The sequence below is a fragment of the Nonomuraea sp. NPDC049709 genome, assembly GCF_040674815.1.
Lineage (GTDB): Bacteria > Actinomycetota > Actinomycetes > Streptosporangiales > Streptosporangiaceae > Nonomuraea.
In genome coordinates this window covers 1-21442 of record NZ_JBFANM010000089.1, presented here as the reverse complement: position 1 = coordinate 21442, position 21442 = coordinate 1, and the positions used below count along the sequence as shown (strand labels likewise).

At 71.9% G+C, this 21442-nt stretch carries 22 protein-coding genes and 1 tRNA gene; 10 read left to right on the top strand and 13 right to left on the bottom strand.

What is annotated here, in order from left to right; translation table 11 throughout:
• Positions 1 to 15 precede the first annotated feature (15 nt).
• Genes AB0J69_RS51870 through AB0J69_RS51840 form a run of 7 tightly spaced genes read right to left on the bottom strand, consistent with a single transcriptional unit; the run spans position 16 to position 8288 of the window.
• On the bottom strand, positions 16 to 822 hold the full coding sequence (locus tag AB0J69_RS51870; RefSeq protein ID WP_364134267.1) for a transporter substrate-binding domain-containing protein: 807 nt from the start codon (positions 820 to 822) through the stop codon (positions 16 to 18).
• Positions 819 to 2177, bottom strand: coding sequence for a hypothetical protein (locus tag AB0J69_RS51865; RefSeq protein WP_364134265.1), 1359 nt, complete (start codon positions 2175 to 2177; stop codon positions 819 to 821). The genes AB0J69_RS51870 and AB0J69_RS51865 overlap by 4 nt, the downstream gene beginning before the upstream one ends.
• Complete coding sequence (locus tag AB0J69_RS51860) at positions 2174 to 2845, bottom strand: FHA domain-containing protein (protein ID WP_364134263.1); 672 nt, start codon at positions 2843 to 2845, stop codon at positions 2174 to 2176. Before AB0J69_RS51860 ends, AB0J69_RS51865 begins: the two co-directional genes overlap by 4 nt.
• Positions 2845 to 4131 (bottom strand): VWA domain-containing protein, encoded by a 1287-nt coding sequence (locus tag AB0J69_RS51855; RefSeq protein ID WP_364134261.1) that lies wholly within the window; start codon positions 4129 to 4131, stop codon positions 2845 to 2847. The genes AB0J69_RS51860 and AB0J69_RS51855 overlap by 1 nt, the downstream gene beginning before the upstream one ends.
• Complete coding sequence (locus AB0J69_RS51850; RefSeq protein WP_364134319.1) at positions 4124 to 4972, bottom strand: protein phosphatase 2C domain-containing protein; 849 nt, start codon at positions 4970 to 4972, stop codon at positions 4124 to 4126. The genes AB0J69_RS51855 and AB0J69_RS51850 overlap by 8 nt, the downstream gene beginning before the upstream one ends.
• Positions 4972 to 7125, bottom strand: a complete 2154-nt coding sequence (locus AB0J69_RS51845; RefSeq protein WP_364134258.1) for a tetratricopeptide repeat protein — start codon at positions 7123 to 7125, stop codon at positions 4972 to 4974. Before AB0J69_RS51845 ends, AB0J69_RS51850 begins: the two co-directional genes overlap by 1 nt.
• A complete protein-coding gene (locus AB0J69_RS51840) occupies positions 7122 to 8288 on the bottom strand; it encodes a hypothetical protein (RefSeq protein ID WP_364134255.1) in 1167 nt (388 codons plus the stop codon). Before AB0J69_RS51840 ends, AB0J69_RS51845 begins: the two co-directional genes overlap by 4 nt.
• A 177-nt stretch (positions 8289 to 8465) precedes the next feature.
• On the opposite strand from AB0J69_RS51840, the gene AB0J69_RS51835 reads away from it, so the two are divergent.
• From AB0J69_RS51835 to AB0J69_RS51825, 3 genes are read left to right on the top strand one after another with little or no spacing between them, the layout of a single operon-like run.
• On the top strand, positions 8466 to 8624 hold the full coding sequence (locus AB0J69_RS51835; RefSeq protein WP_364134252.1) for a hypothetical protein: 159 nt from the start codon (positions 8466 to 8468) through the stop codon (positions 8622 to 8624).
• Positions 8625 to 8656: 32 nt separating this feature from the next.
• A complete protein-coding gene (locus AB0J69_RS51830; protein ID WP_364134249.1) occupies positions 8657 to 9931 on the top strand; it encodes a hypothetical protein in 1275 nt (424 codons plus the stop codon).
• Positions 9928 to 10401: a hypothetical protein gene (locus AB0J69_RS51825; RefSeq protein WP_364134246.1), complete on the top strand. Its 474-nt coding sequence runs from the start codon at positions 9928 to 9930 to the stop codon at positions 10399 to 10401. The genes AB0J69_RS51830 and AB0J69_RS51825 overlap by 4 nt, the downstream gene beginning before the upstream one ends.
• 122 nt (positions 10402 to 10523) lie before the next feature.
• Here the strand turns inward: AB0J69_RS51825 and AB0J69_RS51820 are convergent, their stop codons facing one another.
• The gene (locus AB0J69_RS51820) at positions 10524 to 10841 is read right to left on the bottom strand and encodes a YtxH domain-containing protein (protein ID WP_364134243.1); all 318 of its coding nucleotides are present in this window, start codon (positions 10839 to 10841) and stop codon (positions 10524 to 10526) included.
• Between the two features lie 127 nt (positions 10842 to 10968).
• On the opposite strand from AB0J69_RS51820, the gene AB0J69_RS51815 reads away from it, so the two are divergent.
• From AB0J69_RS51815 to AB0J69_RS51805, 3 genes are all read left to right on the top strand, one after another.
• A tRNA-Asn gene (locus AB0J69_RS51815) sits at positions 10969 to 11040 on the top strand.
• Positions 11041 to 11205: 165 nt separating this feature from the next.
• Complete coding sequence (locus tag AB0J69_RS51810; protein ID WP_364134240.1) at positions 11206 to 11637, top strand: hypothetical protein; 432 nt, start codon at positions 11206 to 11208, stop codon at positions 11635 to 11637.
• 252 nt (positions 11638 to 11889) lie between these two features.
• Entirely contained in the window at positions 11890 to 13020 is a 1131-nt protein-coding gene (locus AB0J69_RS51805; RefSeq protein WP_364134237.1) for a nitric oxide synthase oxygenase, read from the top strand.
• A 91-nt stretch (positions 13021 to 13111) separates the two neighbouring features.
• On the opposite strand, the gene AB0J69_RS51800 is transcribed toward AB0J69_RS51805, so the two are convergent.
• Positions 13112 to 13888: a tyrosine-protein phosphatase gene (locus AB0J69_RS51800; RefSeq protein WP_364134234.1), complete on the bottom strand. Its 777-nt coding sequence runs from the start codon at positions 13886 to 13888 to the stop codon at positions 13112 to 13114.
• A 51-nt stretch (positions 13889 to 13939) separates the two neighbouring features.
• On the opposite strand from AB0J69_RS51800, the gene AB0J69_RS51795 reads away from it, so the two are divergent.
• Positions 13940 to 14716, top strand: coding sequence for an enoyl-CoA hydratase-related protein (locus AB0J69_RS51795; RefSeq protein ID WP_364134231.1), 777 nt, complete (start codon positions 13940 to 13942; stop codon positions 14714 to 14716).
• 45 nt (positions 14717 to 14761) lie between these two features.
• On the opposite strand, the gene galK is transcribed toward AB0J69_RS51795, so the two are convergent.
• A complete protein-coding gene (gene galK, locus AB0J69_RS51790) occupies positions 14762 to 15877 on the bottom strand; it encodes a galactokinase (protein WP_364134228.1) in 1116 nt (371 codons plus the stop codon).
• Between the two features lie 43 nt (positions 15878 to 15920).
• Between galK and AB0J69_RS51785 the strand changes: the two genes are divergently transcribed.
• Positions 15921 to 16724 carry a pyridoxal-phosphate dependent enzyme gene (locus tag AB0J69_RS51785; RefSeq protein WP_364134225.1) on the top strand — a complete coding sequence of 268 codons (804 nt, stop codon included), beginning with the start codon at positions 15921 to 15923 and terminating at the stop codon, positions 16722 to 16724.
• Here the strand turns inward: AB0J69_RS51785 and AB0J69_RS51780 are convergent.
• Positions 16697 to 17368: a DUF6766 family protein gene (locus AB0J69_RS51780; RefSeq protein ID WP_364134222.1), complete on the bottom strand. Its 672-nt coding sequence runs from the start codon at positions 17366 to 17368 to the stop codon at positions 16697 to 16699. The genes AB0J69_RS51785 and AB0J69_RS51780 overlap by 28 nt on opposite strands.
• A gap of 79 nt (positions 17369 to 17447) precedes the next feature.
• Positions 17448 to 17828, bottom strand: coding sequence for a hypothetical protein (locus AB0J69_RS51775; RefSeq protein ID WP_364134219.1), 381 nt, complete (start codon positions 17826 to 17828; stop codon positions 17448 to 17450).
• Positions 17829 to 17869: 41 nt separating this feature from the next.
• Between AB0J69_RS51775 and AB0J69_RS51770 the strand changes: the two genes are divergently transcribed.
• Entirely contained in the window at positions 17870 to 18373 is a 504-nt protein-coding gene (locus AB0J69_RS51770) for a DinB family protein (RefSeq protein ID WP_364134216.1), read from the top strand.
• 143 nt (positions 18374 to 18516) lie between these two features.
• On the opposite strand, the gene AB0J69_RS51765 is transcribed toward AB0J69_RS51770, so the two are convergent.
• Positions 18517 to 19062, bottom strand: coding sequence for a hypothetical protein (locus tag AB0J69_RS51765; RefSeq protein ID WP_364134213.1), 546 nt, complete (start codon positions 19060 to 19062; stop codon positions 18517 to 18519).
• Positions 19063 to 19184: 122 nt separating this feature from the next.
• Between AB0J69_RS51765 and AB0J69_RS51760 the strand changes: the two genes are divergently transcribed.
• On the top strand, positions 19185 to 21442 hold a 2258-nt coding region (locus AB0J69_RS51760), incomplete at its 3' end, for a hypothetical protein (protein WP_364134210.1).

Below are 21442 nucleotides of genomic sequence, written 5' to 3'. Positions count from 1 at the left end.
GGGCCGGCGTCGTTGTCAGGAGCAGCCCTCGAACTGCGGTACCGCGATCGTGGTGAACTTCAGCCCCGATTTGGTGAACCACTTGCGCAGCAGTTTCTCCGCCGTCCCGTCCTGGTACATGTCGGTGATCGCCCGGTTCACCGCCTCGCACCCGGGCACGTCGCCCCTGGCCATCCCGATCCCGCTGCGCTGCTCGTTGAACTGCGCGTTGGCCAGCCGCAGCCCCGAGCCGTCCTGCTCGGCCAGGCCGGCCAGGATGACGTCGTTGGTGGTGACCGCGTCCACCTGGCGGCCCTTCAGCGCCGCCAGGCACTGCTTGTAGTCGGGGAACGGCACGACCTGCGCCGCCACCCCCCGCTCCGCCACGACCCGCTGGGCCGCGTTCGAGCCCTCGACCTCGCAGATCCTGCGGCCCTTGAGGTCGCGCACGTTCGCGATCGTCTCGCCGGGCCGGGTCAGGATGTCCTGGTAGGAGATGTGGTACGGCCCGGCGAACAGCACCCTCCGCTTGCGTTCCTGGTCGATCGTGAACGTGGCCACCACCAGGTCGGCCCGCCCGTTGCCGAGCACCTTCTCCCGGTCGGCGGCCAGCACGCCGAGGAACGTCGCCTCCTTGCCGAGCTTGTCGGCGACGTAGCGGGCCACGTCCACGTCGAAGCCCTCGAACGTGCCGTCGGACTTGCGGAACCCGACCGAGGGCAGGTCGGAGCGGACCCCGATGACGAGCCGATCCTTGTCGAGGATCGACTCGTCCCCGCCCATCCCGCAGCCCGTGACCGCCATCGCGGCCAGGGCCAGCACCACCGCCAGCACCCGCTTCACCGGTACTCCTTGAGTCGTGGCCACACCCCGGCGATCACCAGCACCCCGATCGCGCCGATGGCGTAGGGGAGCAGCCGCCACAGGTTGTCCAGCGCGCCCTCGCCGGTCTCGATCGCCCGCCGGAACACGTTCTGGTGCGTGTCCGCCAGCGCCACCAGCGCCCGGTCGTAGGAGGCGAACGCCGTCGTGACCTTCTTGAGCCGCGCCTCGACCGCCTCGTCGGTCCGGCCGCTCGTGGCGAGCTCGCGGAAGGCGGTGTCGGCGTTCTGGAAGTCCCGGTACGCCCGGAACACCGCCTCCCCCTGCCGGCCGACGATCTCCGGCCCCAGCATGCCGAGGAAGTCCTTCGACCCCTTGGCCACCGCCTCGTGGTAGGTCCGCAGGTTGCCCGCGTCGTAGTAGATGACCGACATCGACTTGTCCAGGAACGTGTGCTCGTAGGTGTCGGCCCGCTCCTTGTCCAGCAGGTAGCGGCTCTGGTCGCCCTGCATGCTGTTGCTGATCGCCCGGGCCTTGGCCAGGGTCAGCACCGAGTCGAACCCGGCCGCCTCGGCCGTACGCAGGGCGGCCTCGTCCTGCGCGAGCACGGTCAGCCCGAAGAACAGCGCCACCGCGGTCGTCACCGTGGCGACCAGCAGCGCGGGCCCGAACACCCGGCGGAAGCGCCGCGCCAGGAAGACCTGCAGCCAGATCAGGCACCCCAGGGCGAGCATCCCGGCGAGCAGCACCGCGACCCGGACGAGCGGCACGATCACCGCCTTCTCGTCGTAGGTGGCGCGCACGATCGTGCCGCTCTCCAGGGTCAGGTTGTACGCCTGCGGCAGCAGCACCAGCCGCATCAGGTCGGTGGCCTGGCGGTAGGTCCGCACCACCTCCTGCGGCGGCGGCCCGGGCGCATGCCCCGACCGCTCGTCCAGCAGCAGCGCCTGCCCGGCCAGCCGCTCGTACTCGCCGAGCCCGTCGAGCACGGACTGCACGGTCGTGCGCTCCGCCTGGTTGTCGCCCGACAGCTCGAACGCCTTCAGCAGCGCCCGGTTGGCCTCGCGCCGCTGCGCCGCGTACTGGGCGAGCGCCGCCCGGCGTTGCTCCGGGTACGCCTGGCCCATCACGAGCACGTTGGCCACCTGCGCGTCCATGTCGCTCAGCGCGAGGTAGAGCCCGGCGGTGGCGACCACCTGCGGGCCGGCGTCGCGGCCGATGACCCGTAGCCCGTCGCGGGCGCTCGCGCTGCCCACCGCGAGCGCGGCGAAGAGCAGGGCCAGCGAGGCGACCGTGACGCCGGAGATGACGCGGATCCTGCCGGGCACGCTCCGGCGCACCGCCACGGGGGCGGGCCGGGTCTGCACCACGGTCACGGGGTGCCCTCCCTGATGATGATGACGGTCCACGCGCCCAGGTGGATGCGGTCGCCGGGGCCGACCCGGACGGGCACGTTCACCTTGAGCGGCCGGCCGTTCACCTGGGTGCCGTTGGACGAGCCGGGGTCCACCACCAGCCACGAGCCGTCCGGCTGGGACAGCAGCACGGCGTGCAGGTGCGAGACGCCCGGGTCCTCCGGCGGTCCGGTCAGGTCGATCTCGGGCGCCAGGTTCCTGGCCCGGCTGCGCCGCCCGATGCGCACCTGCTCGCCGTGCAGCGCGAACGACCGCTCCGGGCAGTACGGCGGGAAGGCCACCGCGTCGGCGTCCGGCCCGCCCTCGGCGATGACCTTCTCGTAGTACGTACGGTCGGCCGCGGTGACCGCCTCCCACTGGGCACCCGTCACGGGGACCTGGACGGGGGCGGCGCCGCTGTAGTCGTGGCCGCACACCTCGCAGAACTGCCCGGCGCGCGGCGTCTGGCAGATCGGGCAGCTCTCGGCGCCCGCCGGCGGCTGAGCGTGGGCCTGTGCCTGTGATTGAGGCTGGGGCTGGGACGAGGGCTGGGGCTGGGGGTGGGGCTGGGGCGTCCCGGCCATCTGGGTGCCGCAGACATCGCAGTAGTCGTCGGCGCCCGACGGATGCCCCTGCGGGCAGGTCGCCATCAGCTTCCTTCCTTGCGCAACCGGCTCGTCCGCACGGAGCCGGTGTCGAGCTCGATCTCGTCGGCCTTGTCCACGTTCCGGCGCAGCCGGGCCGTGCCGGTGGCCGGATCGACCTCCACCACCTTCTCCAGCAGCCGGGCGGTGTCCTCTCGTCCCGAGTCGGCGGCGATCTGCCGCGCCTTGGCCAGGCGGGCGGTCGCGGTGTCGACGTCGCCCATGGCCCGGGCGCTGAGCCCGTCCTGGATCAGCTCGTGCAGCTCGGCCTGGCCGGTGTAGTGGGCGACCTTCCCGTTGATGCGGGTGGACGCCGCCAGGTCGTCGGTCCACTGGGCCAGCACGTTGCCGCTGGCCACGACCTCCTGGGTGTCGGGGCGGACGAGCTTGACCCACCCGGCCCTGATCTCCTGCCCGATCTGCCCCTGCGGCACCTCCACGCAGACGTGGTATTCGCGCTCCTCCGCGCCCCAGGACCCGGTCGGGTAGTCGCCGGTCAGCGGGTTGACGTCGGTACGCTTGCCGGTCAGGTCGAGCAGCGTGGGGGAGACCTGCTTGACGAACTTCAGCGTCGCGGTCTGCGGCACCCACACCCGCAGCGACAGCTCGGCCACGGTCTTGCTCATCGACGTCTGCGTGAGCCGGCGGAAGAACTCCGGCAGATCCCCCTGGTTACGGACGAAGTCGAACGTGCCGAGCATCGCCTCGGCCACCTTCCGCAGCTCGGCCGGCACCCAGTCGTCGCCGACGCCCAGGCAGTCGGCCACGAACTTACCGCTCCACCCCGACAGCACGGAGGCGAACACCTCGGGGCGCTCGTTGTTCTGGCCGTCGGTCATGAGCAGCGCGTGCCTGATCGCCGAGGGATGCGCGGTCAGCAGGTGGCCGGCCAGCTTGATCCACTCGCCCATGGCGGTGCCGCCGTGCGCGCTCAGCCGGCTGATGGCCCGCTCGGCCTCCGCCCTGGTGGCCGGGCTGGCCTTGACCAGGTTGGCATGACCGCCGGGGTAGACGACCCTGGCCGACTCCGTACCGGCGATCACCGCGAAGTGGACGCCGTCGCGCAGGGTCTGCACGGCGGTCGCGGCCGCCTGCCTGGCCTCGCGGATCTTGCTGCCGCTCATCGAGCCCGACGTGTCAATGATGATCACCTCGGCCGCCTCCGCAGGGGCCGCCTGGACGGTCGCGCCGCCGGTCGAGCCGACGGTGAGGATGGCGTGCACCTCGCGGCCGTCAAGGGGGAGGTACTTGTTCTGGTCGATGTTCAGCGTGAAAGCGGGCTGGTCACCCATGCGACTCTCCTAGGGGGATCAAAGCAATCGTCACGTTGTCCTGGCCGCCGGAGTCCAGCGCGTGGCGCAGCATCTCGCGGGCCATCTCGATGGGGGTGCCGGAGGCGGGGAAGGCGTAGCCGTCCAGGTAGCGCCACAGGCCGTCGCTGCAGACGAGCAGCAGCCCGGCGCCCTGCGGGTCGAGGGTGCGCACGTGCAGGCCGACGTCGCCGGCGTCGGCGCCCAGCCAGGCGGTGATCTCGCCGGTCTCCACCACGTCGTCCTCGGTCAGCAGGGTGCCGCCGGGCAGCAGGTACGCACGCGTGTCGCCGGCCCAGCCGAGCGTGACCCGGCCGTCCCGGCCGACCACGGCGGAGACGTACGTGCAGGCCGGGGCGTCGTCCACCGAGGTGGCCAGCTTGGCCACGGCCCGGCCCGCCAGCTCGAACGCCTCCTCCTGCGGCACCCCCCTGGCCAGTGCCGCGACCGCGGTCTCGACGGCCACCGCGGACGCCTCGTCGGCCCTGGGCGAGCTGCCCACGCCGTCGCACACCACGGTCACGACCGAGCCGTCCGCCTCGACCAACGCCATCGCGTCCTCGTTGCGGCTGCGCCGCAGGCCCTTGTCGGTCACCGCCGCCGCGCCGCCGGCCAGCACCGTCTCGGCATGGTCCCGGCCGGTGGGCTGGCGCGCGCCGCACCGCTCGCAGTAGCCCTCTGCGTCGACGGCCGCCGCGCCGCAGGAGGCGCACGCCGGGGCGCCCAGGGTGTGGCCGCACGCCTCGCAGTAGATTTCGCCCGCCAGCACGGGCGCCTCGCACACGGGGCAGGCCGCCCGCGGGGTGAGGTCCTGGCCGTCCATCACAACCACGTCCTCGGTCGTACGGCGTTCGCCTGGTCGATGAGCGCGTGGCGCTCTTGGCGTGAATGCGCGCCGGAGGCCAGCTTCCGGTAGATGCCCTCCAGCCGCCGGCGCAGGGCCGGCTCGGTGAACGGCACCCCGGCCACCGTCAGGTTCGCCCGCACCGGGCTCCCGCCGATGTGCGTCACCGCCGACTCCAGCAGCTCGGCGATGAGCAGGTCGCGGCGGCGCGCGTCGAGGTCGCCCTGGCCGGTCACGCGGTCGACCGCGCGGATCAGGTCGTCGGGCGTCGCCGTGGCCGGGTCGGGCCGCCGCGCCACCGAGGCCGCCAGCGCCACCTGCGCCGCCACCCGGTAGACCGACGAGGCGGGCACCTCGTCCAGCACGCTCATCCGGCCCAGCCTGGCCAGCCCGAACGCCGCGCTGACGTAGGAGCGGTCGGTGCGCCAGACGAGCTCGTACCAGGAGGTCGCCGGCTTGCCCGCGCATTCCAGCGCGAACGCCAGCGCCAGCTTGGGCGCCGCCTCGCCGGGCACCTGCGACAGGCACGCGTCGAACATCGACACCGCCTGGTCCGCCTGTCCGGTGGCCAGCGCGTGCACCCCGCGGTACCAGGTGACCCGCCAGTCGCCCGGCAGCACCCCGTCCAGCTCGTTCAGCGCGGCCGGCGTCTCCGCCGCGCCCGCCTCGGCCAGCAGCCTGACCCGCATCAGCTTCGTCTCGGGAGTCTGCGGCAGCGCGGCGAGCTGGTCGATCAGCCCCCTGCCGTCGCGCCCGAGCAGCCCGGCCAGCGAGCCGGCGGCCGGGTCGGCCGGATCCACCAGCGGCACCGGCAGCGCGGCCGCCACCGCCACCGGGTCGAGCGGCCCGAACACCTGGCCGCCGTCCTCCGACAGCGCGGTCCCGACCGCGCCGCGCTCCGGCCCGAACAGCGTCGAGAGCGCCGGGTACGGCACCCCGTCCTCCAGCGCGCTGACCTCGCGCAGCACGCCGATGAGCTGCTCCTCCATCTCCCACGCGCTCTGGAACCTGTCGGCCGGGTTCGCCGCGGTCGCCTTGCGCAGCAGCCGGGTGAACGACGGGTGCCCGCAGTCCACCGGCAGCGGGTTGGCCTTCCCGCCCGACGCCGGGCTGAACCCCGAGGTGGCCAGCACCGCCAGCGTCCTGGCCACGGTGTAGAGGTCGGAGGCCACCGACGACGGCTGGCTGCTCAGCTCGGGCGCGTGGTAGCCGGTCGTGACCCACGACGAGCCCACCGGCGAGCCGAAGGGCTGCACGGCGCCCAGGTCGATGAGCTTGAGCCGCTTGCCGACCCGGATCACGTTCGCCGGCTTGAGGTCGCAGTAGACCAGGCCGTTCTCGTGCAGGTAGCCGAACGCCTGAAGGATCTCCCTGCCGTACAGCAGGACCTCGCGCAGCGGCAGCGGGCCCTGGCGGCGCAGCTCGTGCAGCGACTGGCCGCCGATGTACTCCATGACGATGTAGCCGAGCCCGGCCGAGCGCTGGAAGTTGAAGATCTTGACGATGTTGGGGTGGTCGACCGTGGTCAGGAACTTCCGCTCGGCCTCCGCCGCCGCCAGCGCCTCGGCGTCCATGGTGTTGAGCAGGCCCTTGAGCACCACCCACCGGCCGTCGAGGTTCTCGTCGGAGGCCAGGTAGATCCAGCCGAGACCGCCGTGCGCCAGGCAGCCCAGCACCCGGTACTGGCCCGCCACCAGGTCGTCCTTGCCCAGCTTGGGGGTGAAGGAGAACTGGGTACGGCAGTGCGGGCAGAACCCGTCCGTCAGCCCCGGCCGCCCTTCGCGGGAGCGCCCCACCGGCTGCCCGCACGCCGGGTTGGCGCAGTACCTCTTCTCCTCGGGGACCTCGGGGTCGGCCATCACGGCGGTGGCCGGGTCGCGGTAGGGCACCGACGGCAGGTCGGCGATGGTGGCCAGCACGCCGGCCCGCGACCTGCCGCTGCTCGCCGGGGAGCTCATCGACCTGCCCGCCGGTTGGGTCCGGAAGGGCTCCGACGACGGGCCGGACGCCTGGGTGGATGTCTGGGCGGGCACCTGGGCGGGCACCGGCGGTGAGACCTCGGCGTGGCCGCAGAGGTCGCAGTAGCCGTCCTCGATCGTCCCCGTGCAGCCCGGCTGCGCGCAGCGGGTCATCGCTTACCTCCGTGGATCGCGCGCTGGTAGTTCTCGACGGCCGCGGCCGCCGTCGTCAGATCGCAGGGCGCGCTCCACAACAGCACGCGCGCCCGTTCGTACAGCTCCGATGTGGCCGGGTCCTCGGCCAGGCCCTTGCGCACCGCCATCACCTGGCAGGCGCCGAGCCGCCCGCGCAGCTCGTCACGGCGGCCGACCAGCCCGTACAGCGCCTTGGCGGTGGCCTGGGCCTGCTCGGCCGCCTGGCGGGCCTCGCCCTCCAGCGCCGACAGCCGCTTGGCCCGCAGCACCCAGGCGTCGGCCGAGGCGTCGAGCGCGTCCAGCCCGGCGGCCAGCGCGTCGACCCGGCTGCGCGGCCGGGCCTGGGGCGGCAGGGCGATCTTGACCACGACCGCGCCGTGGGCCAGCCTGGCCTCGCTCTCGGCCGCGCGCACCCGGTCCAGCGCGGCCACCAGGTCCTCGCGGCGCCTGGCGTACTCGCTCTTGACCACGACCGCCAGCTCGGCCTCCGCGCGGGAGCCGGCCAGCAGGCGGGCCAGCCGGTCGAGGTCCTGCTCGACGGCCGCGCCGAGCGGGTCCTCGACCACCGTCGCGCGCAGCCGCTTCAGCTCCGCCTCCTGGCCGCCCAGGTCGGCGGCCTCGCCCAGCTCGCGCTCCAGCTCACGGATCCGGCGCAGGTCGGCGTCGGTGTCGTCGAGGCGGGGCAGCACGGCGTTCCACACCGCGTCGATGTCGTTGAGCGTCGCCGTGACCTCGCGGAAGGCGGCGTCCATCCGGGCCACGGTCTCGTCGAGCGTCAGCCGCTGGTCGGCCTGGGGGAGCAGCGAGCGCTGCTCGACCGGCTTGGCGGCCGCCCGCACCACCACGGACGTGCCCGCCAGCAGCTCGGTGAGCCGGGCGAGCTGGTCGGCGCCCATCCGGGTGCGGGCCGCCCTGACCTGCTCGGCGTCGCGCAGCACCGCGCGGTAGGCGTCGTACAGCGACCACAGACCGGCCAGGGACTCCTGCGCCGCGGCCCAGCGCCGTTCGGTCGCGCCGCGTAAGGAGGCTCCCTTCAACAACTGGTAGGTCGTGTGGGATTCGAGATCGAGCAGGTCGCCGGAGATACGATCGCGTTCGTCGGCTCGAGCGCGCAGCGCATGCTCCGCGCCTTCCCTGCTCATTGGTGGTCCCAGGCTCATCACGCTCCCCGTGAAGAGGCCCCCCGATGCCCCCGTTATACCGCCTCAACGGCGGGTCTGAGGGCTTTAGTTCCTTTGGCTCGGGGGTTCCCCTGACTTGTCCCTGATTCAACCCCGCCTCGCCTGCAAACGGCTTAACGATCTCTTAGCGTTGCAGGCATGGGACGCATACTTCTGATCATCGCGGCCGTCGTCGCCGCGCTCGTACTGCTCGGCCCCCTCGTGGGCTTCGCCCTCACGCTGCTCAAGTGGGGTCTCATCATCGGCGCCGTGGTGCTGGGCGTCATGCTCCTGTCGAAGTGGGCCAAGAGGACATAGCTTCCTGAGGCATCCCCAGTCATAGTTGGGTGATGGAGGCGCGGCCGGCGGTTGACGATGCCGCGCTCGGGCGTGAGGCGCTGGCCGTGCTCGAGGCGAACTGGACAGGCACTGGCACCGTGCCCGCACCAGGGCTCTATCCACACCAATGGAGCTGGGACTCCGCGTTCGTCGTCATCGGCCTGGCCAGGCACCGGCCGGACCGGGCCCGCGACGAGCTGCTCAGCCTGCTGCGCGGGCAGTGGGCGACCGGGATGGTGCCGCACATCGTCTTCCACACGCGCGAGGCGTACTTTCCGGGGCCCTCCGTGTGGCGATCGCAGGAGCACGCCGCCGCGCCGCACGTGCTCACCTCCGGGCTCACCGCGCCGCCGCTGCACGCGCTGGCGCTGTGGTGGCTCTACCGGCACACCGGCGACGCCGCGTTCGTCAGGGAGGCGTACCCGGCGCTGGCCGCCCAGCACGCCTACCTCGCCTCGGCCCGCGACCTGGGCGGCGCCGGGCTGGCCGCGATCGTGCATCCCTGGGAGTCGGGCATGGACGACAGCCCGGCCTGGGACGAGCCGCTGAACGCGCTGCCGGTCATCCGGTACGGCTACCGCAACGTCGAGATGGAAGAGCGCCACCCCGACAGTGACCACGACCGCTACGTCTGGCTGGCCATGCGCTACCGCGACGCCGGCTACAGCCCCGAATACCTGCGCGACGAGCACCCGTTCGCCATCGAGGACCCCATGTTCAACGGGATCTGGCTGGCCTCCTGCCTGGCCATGGCGGAGCTGGCGCCGCTGGCCGGCGCCGATCCCGTGCCCATCGCCGAGCACGCCGAGCGCATCCGGCAGGCCCTCCTCGACCGCCTCTGGGACGGCTGCTTCTACGCCAGGGACCTGCGCGCGGGGCGGCTCATCCGGGTGTGCACCGTCGGCGCGTTCGGGCCGCTGCTGGACCCGGGGCTGCCCACCGACCGCCTGCACGCCGCCGTGGAGGTGCTGGAGTCGGCCAGGTTCATGGGGGCCACCGGCTATCCCGTGCCGAGCTGCGAGATCCGCGCCGCCCAGTTCGACCGTACGCGCTACTGGCGCGGCCCCTCCTGGGTGAACACCAACTGGCTGCTGCGCAGGGCCGCCGCCGTGCACTCGCTCGACCAGCTCGGCCAGCAGCTCACCAACGGCACCCTGAGGCTGGTCCGGCAGGCCGGTTTCCGCGAGTGCTTCGACCCCTTCGACGGCAGCGGGCGCGGCTGCCGGGACTTCTCGTGGAGCGCGGCGCTCACCCTCGACCTGCTCGCCGATACGGTGGTGGAATGAGCCTTTTCCGCCGCCTGCCCGCCGACGTGCGCAAGTCCCTGACCATCGAGCAGGGGGAGCGGGTGCTGACCTTCGCCGCGGCGAATGACGGTTTCGTGGTGGCCACGAACCTCGCGCTCCACCTGTCGGACGGGACGCGGGTGCCGTACGAGAACATCGACAAGGCGTCGTGGGACGAGGAGGGGGTGCGCGTGCTGACCATGGACGGTGTCCGGCACTTCGAGCGGATCTCCGAGCCGCGGATGTTGCCCGAGACCGTGCGGGAGCGCGTCAACTCCACGATCGTGGTGAACAAGCACGTCAGCCTGCCCGGAAGGGGCGGGGTGCGGCTGGTGGCCCGGCGCCGGCCGGGCGGCGAGATGCTCGGGTGGACGTTCGTCTTCGACGACGGGCTCGACCCCGAGGACCCCGGCCTGCGCGCGCAGGCCGAGCAGGCCCTGGAGGGCGTGCGGCGCAGCATGGGCGTGTGACGTGTCCGGCCTCCGCACGTGACTTCGGGCACGTGACTTCGGGCACGTGACTTCGGGCACGTGACTTCGGGCACGTGACTTCGGGCACGTGACTTCGGCCTCCGCACGCCCATGCCCCGTCGTCAGTAGGGGATGCCGCTCTCGCGGGCCTTCTGGTCCACGGCGTCCTCGTCGGGCCAGCCGGTGCCGGTCTCGGGCTGGTGACCGTCGGAGTGGAGGAACGGGATCCGCTGCTGCAGCGTGTCCCCCATTTTCGTCCTGGCCATCCCGGCGAACTTCGACGCCTGCGCCCCGACCACCCCGGCCACTTCCTGCACCCGGGGGTTGTCGGCGACGCGCTGCGCCGTCCGCTTGATCTGTTCATACCGTTCGCGGCCGGCCCGGCTGCCCAGCACGTAGCCGATGGCCAGACCAACAGCGAATGTCATCCGATAACGCATTTTGCACCTCCGCTGTCTCCGGGCCTACCCCGCTCGCGATGCGACACGCACTCCCGGAGTGCGCTAATCTATTCCTGCGCACAGCGAAGGGGCCTAGCGGCCCCGGCGAAGTGGGCAAACAACTCAATCCCGCGTAGCTCAACGGCAGAGCAGCCGGCTGTTAACCGGCAGGTTATAGGTTCGAGTCCTATCGCGGGAGCATGACATGCGAGGCCCTTCCCGGGTTCCGGGAGGGGCCTCTTTCGTGTGGTCGCGGTTGTCCCCGGCGGCGTACCTGAAGATCTCTTCGGCTGTCTTAAGGCTCGCTTCAGGCGCGGCGCGGCACTCTCGGGAGCGTCGAAATCGTCTCGGGGAGGAGATCCCAATGGTGAAGCGACGTCTCGCGATCGTCGCCACGGCGGTCGTGCTCGGGCTGGGTGGTATGGCCGGGTCCGCGCTGGCGGACGACGGGCCGGTCAGGGTGCACGGCGGGCACGGCGAGAAGGTCAAGGTGCACGAGCCGGGCAAGCCGGTGCCGTACAGCGGCAGGCTCACGTGCTGGACGAGTGACGGCGAGGCCGTGAAGTTCTCCAAGGCCAAGGTCGCCGAGCTCGTCGACGAACGGTTCATCGAGCCCGAGCTCGCCGAGACCGTCGTCGAGGACGGCGTCATGGTCGTGCCCGCCGACCGGCTGGCGATCAGCGTTCCGGCCGGAGAGCTGCCGGCGAAGGTGCGGGGCAAGGTGGCGGGCAAGCGCTGGCACCACAAGCGCGTCATCCACCTCACGTGCGTGTGGGACGACGTCGTCAAGAGGTGACCTTTCCGGGGCGGGCGTCTCCGAGAGTCTCGGGGGCGTCCGCCATTTCACGCTATGTAATGTGATGATCACACGTTTTTTGATTCGCGGGACAAGACAGGCCGGGGCGCGGAAAAATGGGAGCTCCGGTCGCTCGCGTGGCCGGAGCCGCGGGAAGTCGTGACGGTGGCGAGGAGAGGGCGCCATCACCAGGACGTGTCGCCGACCCGGAATCGGCGGGACGATCCGTGACGGAGAAGTGCTGGTTGCCGCGTGCCTACCTGGATCAGGTCCCTTCGTCCCTTCGACGCGCTCGCCGCCCAGGCGGTGATCGAGCGCACCACCGACCTCCGCGAGGCGGAGCGCTTCATCAAACTCTTCCACGCCGAGAACCCTTCCGCCGGAGGCCTGTACGCCCGCCTGCGCGACATCGCCAGGGACGTGGCCCGTTACGGGACCTACACGCACACGTACGAGGAGCTGGAGTTCGGGGCCAGGGTGGCCTGGCGCAACAGCAACCGGTGCATCGGGCGGTTGTACTGGCGCTCGCTGAAGGTGCGCGACCGCCGGGAGGTGGGCTCGGCCGAGGGGGTGGCCCTCGAATGCGTGGCCCACCTGCGCGAGGCCACGGGCAACGGCAAGCTCAGGCCCGTCGTCACCGTCCTGCCCCCCGACACCCCCGCCCTGCGCGGCCCCCGGATCATGAACGACCAGCTCATCCGCTACGCCGGGTACCGCACCGCCGACGGCGTCGTGGGCGATCCGCGCAACGTGGCGCTCACGGAGACCGCCTCCGCCCTGGGGTGGCGTGGCCGGGGCGGCCGGTTCGACGTGCTGCCGCTCGTCATCCAGCCGCCGCTCGGCGACCCGCTCCTGTGCAACCTGCCTGGAGATGCCGTGCTGGAGGTGCCGCTGGTGCACCCCGACTATCCGTGGTTCGCGGAGCTGGGGCTGCGCTGGCACGCCGTACCGGCCATCTCGGACATGTGCCTGGAGATCGGCGGCATCTGCTATCCCTGCGCGCCCTTCAACGGCTGGTACATGGGCACCGAGATCGGCGCCCGCAACCTGGCCGACGAGGATCGGTACGACCAGCTCAAGGTGGTGGCGGAGCGGCTCGGGCTGAACACCTCCACCGAGCGGTCCCTGTGGCGGGACCACGCGCTGGTGGAGCTGAACGTGGCGGTGCTGCACTCGTTCGAGCTGGCCGGGGTGACGATGACCGATCATCACACGGAGTCGCGTCGCTTCCTGACGCACCTGGAGCGGGAGGAGAAGGCGGGGCGGGTCTGCCCGGCCGACTGGTCGTGGATCGTGCCGCCGCTGTCGGGCGGCGCCACGCCTGTCTTCCACCGCTACTACGACACCCGCGTCCTCACCCCCGCCTTTGTCCACCACCGCTGAGCCCGTCCCCGTTTCCGTCCGTTTCCGGGCAAGCCGCTCCTGCTTGCGCGGGGCCCCGTTGAGGTGGCTGGCGGCAGCGCGGGCAGAGCGATCAGGTGGGCGGCTGGGCGGGCAGAGCGGTCAGGGGTGGGGCTGGGTGGGCGGGGTCAAAGGTGGGGCTGGGTGGGGGCGGGGCTGGGGTGGTGAGGCGGGTGCGGAGGGTGGTGAGGTCGGAGGGGGACAGGCCGGCGGCGGTCAGGGTGGCTTCGATGTCGAGGGTTGCCAGCAGGGCCAGGATGACCTCGGACGTGGTGGTTCCGGCGGTGGTCAGGCGGGATTCGACGCGGAGGGCGTTGTCGGGCTGGCCGAGCAGGGCGTAGAGGGGGCGGAGGCGGGCGGCGGAGCGCTCGTAGTCGGCGAGGATGGTGGACGGCGCGACGCCGGCCAGCGCGAGCAGCAGGATGGCGATCAGGCCGGTACGGTCGCGGCCCGCCACGCAGTGCACCAGCACCCCGCCGGGCGGCGCCTGCGCGATGGCGCGCAGGGCGCGGGCGCAGCGGTCCGGCCAGCGTTCCAGGAACGGCCGCAGGTAGAGCGGTGTCCCGTACATCTCGCGGCCGGGGTCGTCTGGGCGGTCCAGGGGCACGCTGACGACGGTCATGCCGGGCGGCCGGTGGCCGGGGGCGGCGTGGTGCTCGCCGGGGGTGCGCAGGTCGACGATGGTGCGTACGCCGTGGGCCGCTGCCGCCGCCCATCCGGCCGGGGTGAGCCGGTCGGGAGTGTCGGAGCGCACCACCGCCCCCCAGCGCGTACGCCGCCCGTCCCCGGCCGGCAGGCCGCCCAGATCGCGTACGTTGTGGCACCCGTCCCACACCAGATCTCGATTCACCCGATCACCGTATCCTTGCCTTCCCGGCCTAGAACATGGTTCTGTTAGGGCATGGCGGAACTCGTGCTCTCGACGCTCGACGACCAGGGTGTGCTCACCCTGACCTTCAACCGGCCCGACACGCTCAATGCCTGGACCGATGCCATGGGACGGCGCTACTTCGACCTGCTGGCGGAGGCCGAGCAGGATCCGGGGGTGCGCGTCGTGGTGGTCACCGGCGCGGGCAAGGGGTTCTGCTCCGGGGCCGACTTCAAGACGCTGACCGCCATCCAGGGCGGCTCGTACGACGAGGTGCCCGATCCGCGCCCCAACACCTTCCCCACGACGATCCGCAAGCCGATCATCGCCGCCGTCAACGGGGCCTGCGCGGGGCTCGGCATGGTGCACGCGCTCGTCTGCGACCTCGTCTTCACGGCCGAGGAGGCCAAGTGGACGACGGCCTTCCCGCGCCGGGGGCTGGTCGCCGAGTACGGGCTCTCCTGGGTGCTGCCGCGCGTCATGGGGCAGCAGCGGGCGATGGACATCCTGCTGTCGGGGCGGGTGTTCACCGGGCGGGAGGCGTACGAGCTGGGGCTGGCCAACCGGGCGGTGCCGGGGGAGAGGCTGCTCGACGAGGTGCGCGAGTACGCCCGTGACGTGGCGGCGCACAGCTCGCCGGCCTCGATGGCGGTGATCAAGCGGCAGGTGTGGCACGACTGGGACGCCACGCTGGAGGAGTCGGCCAAGACGGCCACCCAGGAGATGATCGCCTCGTTCGGCCGGCCGGACTTCGCGGAGGGCGTCGCGAGCTTCCTGGAGCGTCGCCCGCCGAACTTCCCGCCCCTCTGACCTCGCGCCGGCCGGAGGTGGCTCCTCCGGCCCGGTACGTACGGGTCAGGCCAGGCGGCGGGCGCCGGGGGCCGGGGTGGCCGGGAGGAAGCGGGGGGCCTGGAAGCCGCGCTCGGCGTACGCGGCGGAGACCGACTCCTGGACGCTGTCCAGGCGCTCCACCGGCACCAGCGCGATCGCCGAGCCGCCGAACCCGCCGCCTGTCATCCGCGCGCCGCGCGCCCCGCCCTTGATCGACGCCTCCACGGCCACGTCCAGCTCGGGCGACGACACCTCGTACAGGTCCCTGAGCGACAGGTGGGAGGCGTTGAGCAGGGCGCCGATCTCCGTGACGGCACCCGCGCGCAGCAGGCCGACGAGGGCCTCCACGCGGTGGTTCTCCGTGACGACGTGCTCCGTGCGCTTGCGCTCGTCGCCCTTGAGCTGCGCCAGCGCCCCCGCGAGGTCTGTGACGTCGCGCAGGGCGGCGACGCCGAGCTTGCGGGCCGCCGACTCGCACTCGGCGCGGCGCTTGGCGTATTCGCCGCCCGCGTGCTCGTGGTGCACCTGCGTGTCGATGATGAGCATGCTCAGGCCGTGGGCGGCCAGGTCGAGCGGGATGTTGCGGGAGCCGAGCGAGCGGCAGTCGAGGAAGAGCGCGTGCCCCTCCTTGGACAGCGCCGAGGCGGCCTGGTCCATGATGCCGCAGGGCATGCCGACGAAGTCGTTCTCCGCCTTCTGGCTGAGCAGGGCGAGCTCCATGGGCGTCATGCCCAGGTCGTGCACGTCGTTGAGGGCCGAGGCGACGGACACCTCCAGGGCCGCGCTGGAGCTCAGCCCGGCGCCCTGCGGGACGTCGCCGTCGATCGCGATGTCGGCGCCCGAGACCCGGTCGCCGAGCATCTCGAGGACGCCGACCACGTAGCGGGTCCAGCCCTTGGACTCCTCGTGGGTGGCCATGGTGACCGGCTCGCCGGAGGAGGACTGGAGGGACAGCAGGCGGACGGTCCCGTCGGTGCGCGGCGTGAGAGCCGCCGTCACGCCCCACGGCACCGCGAACGGGAGCACGAAGCCGTCGTTGTAGTCGGTGTGCTCACCGATCAGGTTGACCCTGCCCGGCGCATGCCAGACGGTCTGGGGAGACGCGCCGAAGGCGGCACGAAAAGCTTCAACAACGCGCATAATCGAACACTCCTCAACAAAGGCCCGACCGTAGACTAGCGCCATGGAGGAGCTCCTGGATCCAGGGCTCGGTCAGGTCCGGGTGTTCCTGAAGAACGATGACAACAAACCGCGCAAGCTCAAGTACAACCTGGGCCATTCCCGGCTGTTGACCTTCGGCGGCGCCTACTCCAATCACATCAGGGCCGTGGCCGAGGCCGGGGCACGGCACGGGATCGAGACGATCGGGGTCATCCGGGGCGAGGAGCACCTGCCGCTGAACCCGTCGCTGGCCCGCGCGGTGGCCTGCGGCATGACGATCACCTACCTCGACCGGGCCTCCTACCGGCGCAAGCACACCGAGGAGGTGCTGGCCGGGCTGCGGGCGCGCTGGGGCGAGGACGTGACGATCCTGCCGGAGGGCGGGAGCAACGCGGCGGCCGTGCGGGGCTGCGCGGAGCTGCCGGGGGAGATCGACCCGGACGCGTACGACGTCATCTGCTGTCCGGTCGGGACCGGGGGGACGCTGGCGGGGATCTCGGCGGGGCTGCCGGAGGGGAAGCGGGCGCTCGGGTTCGCGGTGCTGAAGGGGGGTGGGTTCCTGGAAGGGGAGGTGGCCAGGTTGCAGAGGGAGGCATTCCGGCGTACGTGGTCGAACTGGTCGATCAACCTGGACTATCACTTCGGCGGGTACGCCAGGTCGACCCCCGCCTTGGACGGATTTATCGCGAAATATCGAGTCGAGCCGGTCTATGTGGCGAAGATGCTCTACGGAATCGTCGACCTCGCCCGGCAGGGAGCCTTCGCGCCCGGCACCCGCATCGTCGCCGTGGTCACCGGTCAGCCCTCCACACCGGTGGCCGTGTGAGCCGCCCCGACCGGCTTCGACTCCGGTGAGCCCCGCTGGCGCAGGTAGATCGACAGCACCACCATCGACAGCACGGCCAGCAGCTCCGACTGCCAGTTCTGCAGGCTGCGGTCCCAGAACTCGGGCGAGGTGATGTACGAGCCCCACGAGACCGGGTCGCGCAGGTCACCGAGCCGCTCGGCGTTGTACGCCGCCTGCCCCGCCACCGACTGCGCCAGCCACGACAGCAGGAAGATGGTCCCCATCACCAGGCCGAGCGAGTTGCTGAACAGCCACAGCCTGAACCCCCTGGCCCTGGCCCAGCGCGGGGAGTGGTCGCCGGCGTAGCGGCCGATCTGCTGGTCCTTGTCCGACTCCGCCCCGGCCATGTGCGGCTGCTTGGACTCCGGTGAGCCCTTCTGGACGAGCCAGACGGTGAGCATGATGAACAGGAAGAACTGCAGGTACTCCGACTGCCAGTTCTCCGCCACGTTCACCGCGTACGCCGAGGAGGCCACGTAGTGCAGGAGTGAGACGGGCTCGGCGCCCTCGGCCAGCTGCTGGTCGTTGAACTCCATCATCCCGGCCACCGCCTGCCCGCCCACGGCCAGCAGGAACATGATCAGGAAGGCCAGCGCCAGGGAGTTCTCCTTGAGCCACCTCACAACTTCGACCAGCCCAGCGTGTAGAACCCCGCCAGGCCGACCACGATCACCAGCATGGTCAGCGTGAACATCACGCGCATCAGTCATCCACCTCGCAGTCGTACGGGAGGTCGCGAACCGGCTCGCACCCCGCGGCCTTGATCCGCCAGCCGTCGGTGAAGCGGTGCAGGAAGAGCGTGTCGCCGGCCAGCCGTACCTGCGCCTCCTGGCCCCACACGCTCACCTCCGTGACCCGCCCGCCCGGGCCGAGCCGCAGCTCCCGCAGCGCGTCCGCGCAGGTCTGGCCGGGGTCGGGCAGCTTGTCGGCGGTCTTGCGGGCGAGCATCCCGCACGCGGCCTCCTCCTGATGGGCGGAGAGGGCGGCGTGGAAACGCTCGGCCGCCCGCGCGGGCGAGGCCGTGTCCACGGCGCAAGCGCTGACGACCAGGGCCGTCACCAGCACGACGAGCGGCGTTCTCATGGACCTCTGCTACCCACGGAAGGATCAGGCATGCTGGTGCGATGGATAGGACTGACACTCCCGACACATGGGACGAGCGCGCCACACTGCTCACTTTTCACGACTACGCGCGGGCCACGGTGGTGGAGAAGTGCAAGGGGTTGAGCGACGAGGACGCCAGGCGGGCGCCGCTGGCGACGTCACCGCTGATGACGATCTCGGGGCTGGTGAACCATCTGCGGTGGAACGAGCACTACTGGTTCGAGGTGATGTTCCTCGGTGGTGCGGACCGGGGGCCGTGGACGGAGAAAGATCCGGATGCCGAGTTCACGGTGGCGTTGGGGATGCCGCTGGCGGAGGTCGTCGCCGAGTACGAGGCGCAGTGTCAGAAGGTGCGGGGGCTGATCGAGGGGGTCTCCCTGGATGAGCGGTCGAAGGGGGTCGACAGCCGCGGGGGCCATCTGACGCTCAGGTGGGTGATCGGGCACATGACCGAGGAGACCTCCCGGCACAACGGGCACCTGGACATCCTGCGGGAGTTGATCGACGGGGCGACCGGCGCGTAGCACGTCGCCCACCGCCCGGCCCTTTCCCGCCGCACTTCGGCCGGGGTCCTGCGGGAGGGAGAAGGGCGGCCGGGATCCAGCGGAGGGGAACGGCGGTCGGGGCTCGGGTGCTCGGGGGTTCGGGGGCTCGGGTGGGGAGGGAGTCAGGTGAGTTGGTCGAGGACGGGGGAGACGAGGGCGTTGAGCTCGCGGGCCAGGACCGTCACCGCTCGGTGGGCGCTCTGCTCGACCTCCTCGTGCGGGCCCTCCGGCTCCGGGGGCAGGTCGTCGAGCGGGACCGGTGCCTCCACGAGCAGCGTGGCCCGCAGGAACGGGATCCGGGCCAGGTCCTGCTGGGTCGGATCGACGTACTGGCCGAAGGTCTCCTGCCAGCCCAGCCAGCCGCGGTCGCGCCACCACGTCCGCGAGCGCCGCAGCTCCTCCGGCAGCGGCGAGACGACCCGGACGCGCGCGTAGAGCGTGCCGTCCCAGGTGTTGCGGTGGCAGGTCGCCTCCAGGATGCGCCGGTCCCACCGGACGTAGCCGGGGGTCAGTGACGGCGGCGTGGCCAGGCGCCAGGCCGTGCAGGCGAAACGTACGGGTGCGATGTCGCCCCATTCGAACTCGTCCAGGTTCTTGCGTACGTGTACGGCATAGCGCCCGTCACGGTCCCTGTCGAACTCCTGATCGATCCAGAACGCCTTCGCCATGACCACTACGCTACGGCGCTCCCGTACTTCCCGGCGGGAGGACAGGAGATCTCGGAATGCGGTGTGACGAGAGTGACACATGTGTAGCTTTTTCACATTGTTGGATGACCTTGGAGTGAGCGATGGCGTCAGAACAGCTCGACGCGGCCATGAACCATTGGAAAGCGGGAGATCTCGACGAGGCCGCGGCGCTGTTCAGGCAGATCGCGGCCACGGGCGACCCGGAAGCGTCTCACCTGCTGGCCGGGCTGCTGCAGGAGCGGGGGGACCTGGACGGCGCCGAGGCGGCGCACAGATCGGTGATCCAGTCGGGTGACCCGGTGTTCGGCCAGCGCTCGGCCATCGCCATGGGGATGATGCTGGTCAATGCCGAGGAGTGGGCGGCGGCGCACCGGGTGCTGATGATCGCCTCCGACGGCGCCGACTTCGAGGTGGCCGCGCTCGCGGACACGGCGCTGGTACTGGTGTTCACCCAGATGGGGGACGCGCCGGGCGCGCAGGCGGCGCTGGAGCGGGCCCGCAGGTGTAACAGCCCCGCCGTGGCCGAGCTGGCCGCGCGGCTGGAGCTGCCCGAGTTCCACCAGGACCCGGCCTCGGCGCGTGACCTGTACGACGCGGCGGAGGACGAGGACGACTTCCGGGAGCTGCTGACCTGCGGTGACCCGGAGGTGGTGGCGCAGTCGGCGTTCCGGCTCTACCAGATGTACGCCGAGGCCGAGGAGTTCGGCTCGGCCCGCGAGATGTGCGAGCACGCGATAGCCGTCGGCCACCCCGACCACCACGCCCTGGCGCACAAGCTGCTCGGCGCGGTGCTGGTGGACCTGGGCGAGTACGCCGAGTCCGCCGCCGCCTACCGGGTGGCCGCCGAGGACCCCAGGCCCGACATCCGGCTGCCCTCGCTCGTCGAGCTGGCCAAGGTGACCGCGCAGCTCGGCGACGAGGAGGAGACCAAGGCGATCTTCCGCCGGGTGATCGCCAGCGGCCAGCGCGAGTACGTCGTGCAGGCCCAGGCCTGCCTGGCCCAGATGCACACCGAGGCCGGCGAGACCGCGGCGGCGCTGGCCGCGCTGCGCGCCGTGCTGGAGGCGGGCGAGGACGAGTGGGCCTCCGTCTGCGTCACGCTGCTCGGCCTGCTCCTCGAACAGCACCCCGAGGTCCACGACGAGATCATGGAGCTGGCCGCGCTGGCGTCCCGGCACGAGGACCCCGACGCCGCGTTCAAGGCCGCGCTGCTGCTGGAGCACGCCGCCAGGCAGCAGCCGCTGGCCGACCCCGTCGAGGAGCAGGCGCTCCAGGACACCGACGACGGCCTGGCCCGCCTGAGGGCCGGAGAGCTGGCCGAGGCCAGGCGGCTGCTGCGCCGGGCCGCCGACTCCGGGGCCGCCGAGCAGTCGCTGCGCGCCATGGTGGCGCTGGCGGAGCTGGAGCTGGGCGAGGGGGACCGGGAGCAGGCCGACGAGCTGCTGGCGTACGTGGCCGAGGGCGACGACGTGCTCCAGGGGTTCAACGCGGCCTTCCTGCTGCACCTGCTGCGCGCGTCGGGCGCGGAGCCGCATCCCGTGCTGGGCGCGATGCTCGACCACCAGCGGCTGGGCAGGGAGGAGGGCCTGCTCCGGTACCGCGATGCCATGGACCACCCCGACCCGGCCGTCTCGGCCATCGGCACCGCCGTGTTCGCGCAGGTGCTGGCCTCCATCGGGTACGACCTGTCGGACGCGGCCGGGATGTTCCGCACGGCTGCGGAGTCCGGGGATCCGCTGGCGCTGTCGTACACGGCGGTGATCTGCAGGGACGTGCTGGCGGGCGCGGACGAGGCGGTCGAGCTGCTGCGCCGGGCCAGGGCGGACGGGCATCCGGCGCTGGCGCCGTGGGTGGCGTACCTGCTGGGCGGGCTCGTCGCGGAGAGCGCGCCGGGGGAGGCGCGGGCCGCGTACGAGTCGGTGCTCGGGACCGGGAACAAGGGGCTGCGGATCGAGTCCGCCGCGGGCCTGGTGGCGCTGTACGAGAGGCAGGGCGACCTGCTGGCGGCGTGCCGCCTGCACGAGTGGCTGATCGCCGAGGGGGAGCGGGCGCGGGCCGCGCTGCCGCTGGGGTTCACCAGGGTCAGGCTCGACGACATGGAGGGCGCGCGGGCCGCGTTCGCCCTGGCTGACGACGAGGTCGGGGCGTTCGGCAGGCTGCTGCTCGACCGGGACTTCGCGGCGGCGGCGCGGGCGTTGCCCGACGGGGACGCGCACTCCATGGCCGTCGCGCGGGCCGTGGGGGGGGCGCCCGCCGGGCCGCGCGGCGGGGGGGCGGGGGCGCGCGGCGGCCCACACGCCGACAACACGCGGAGGGGCGGAAAAAGGGTAGAAAAGGTGGGAACAGGCCGCAAGAATCG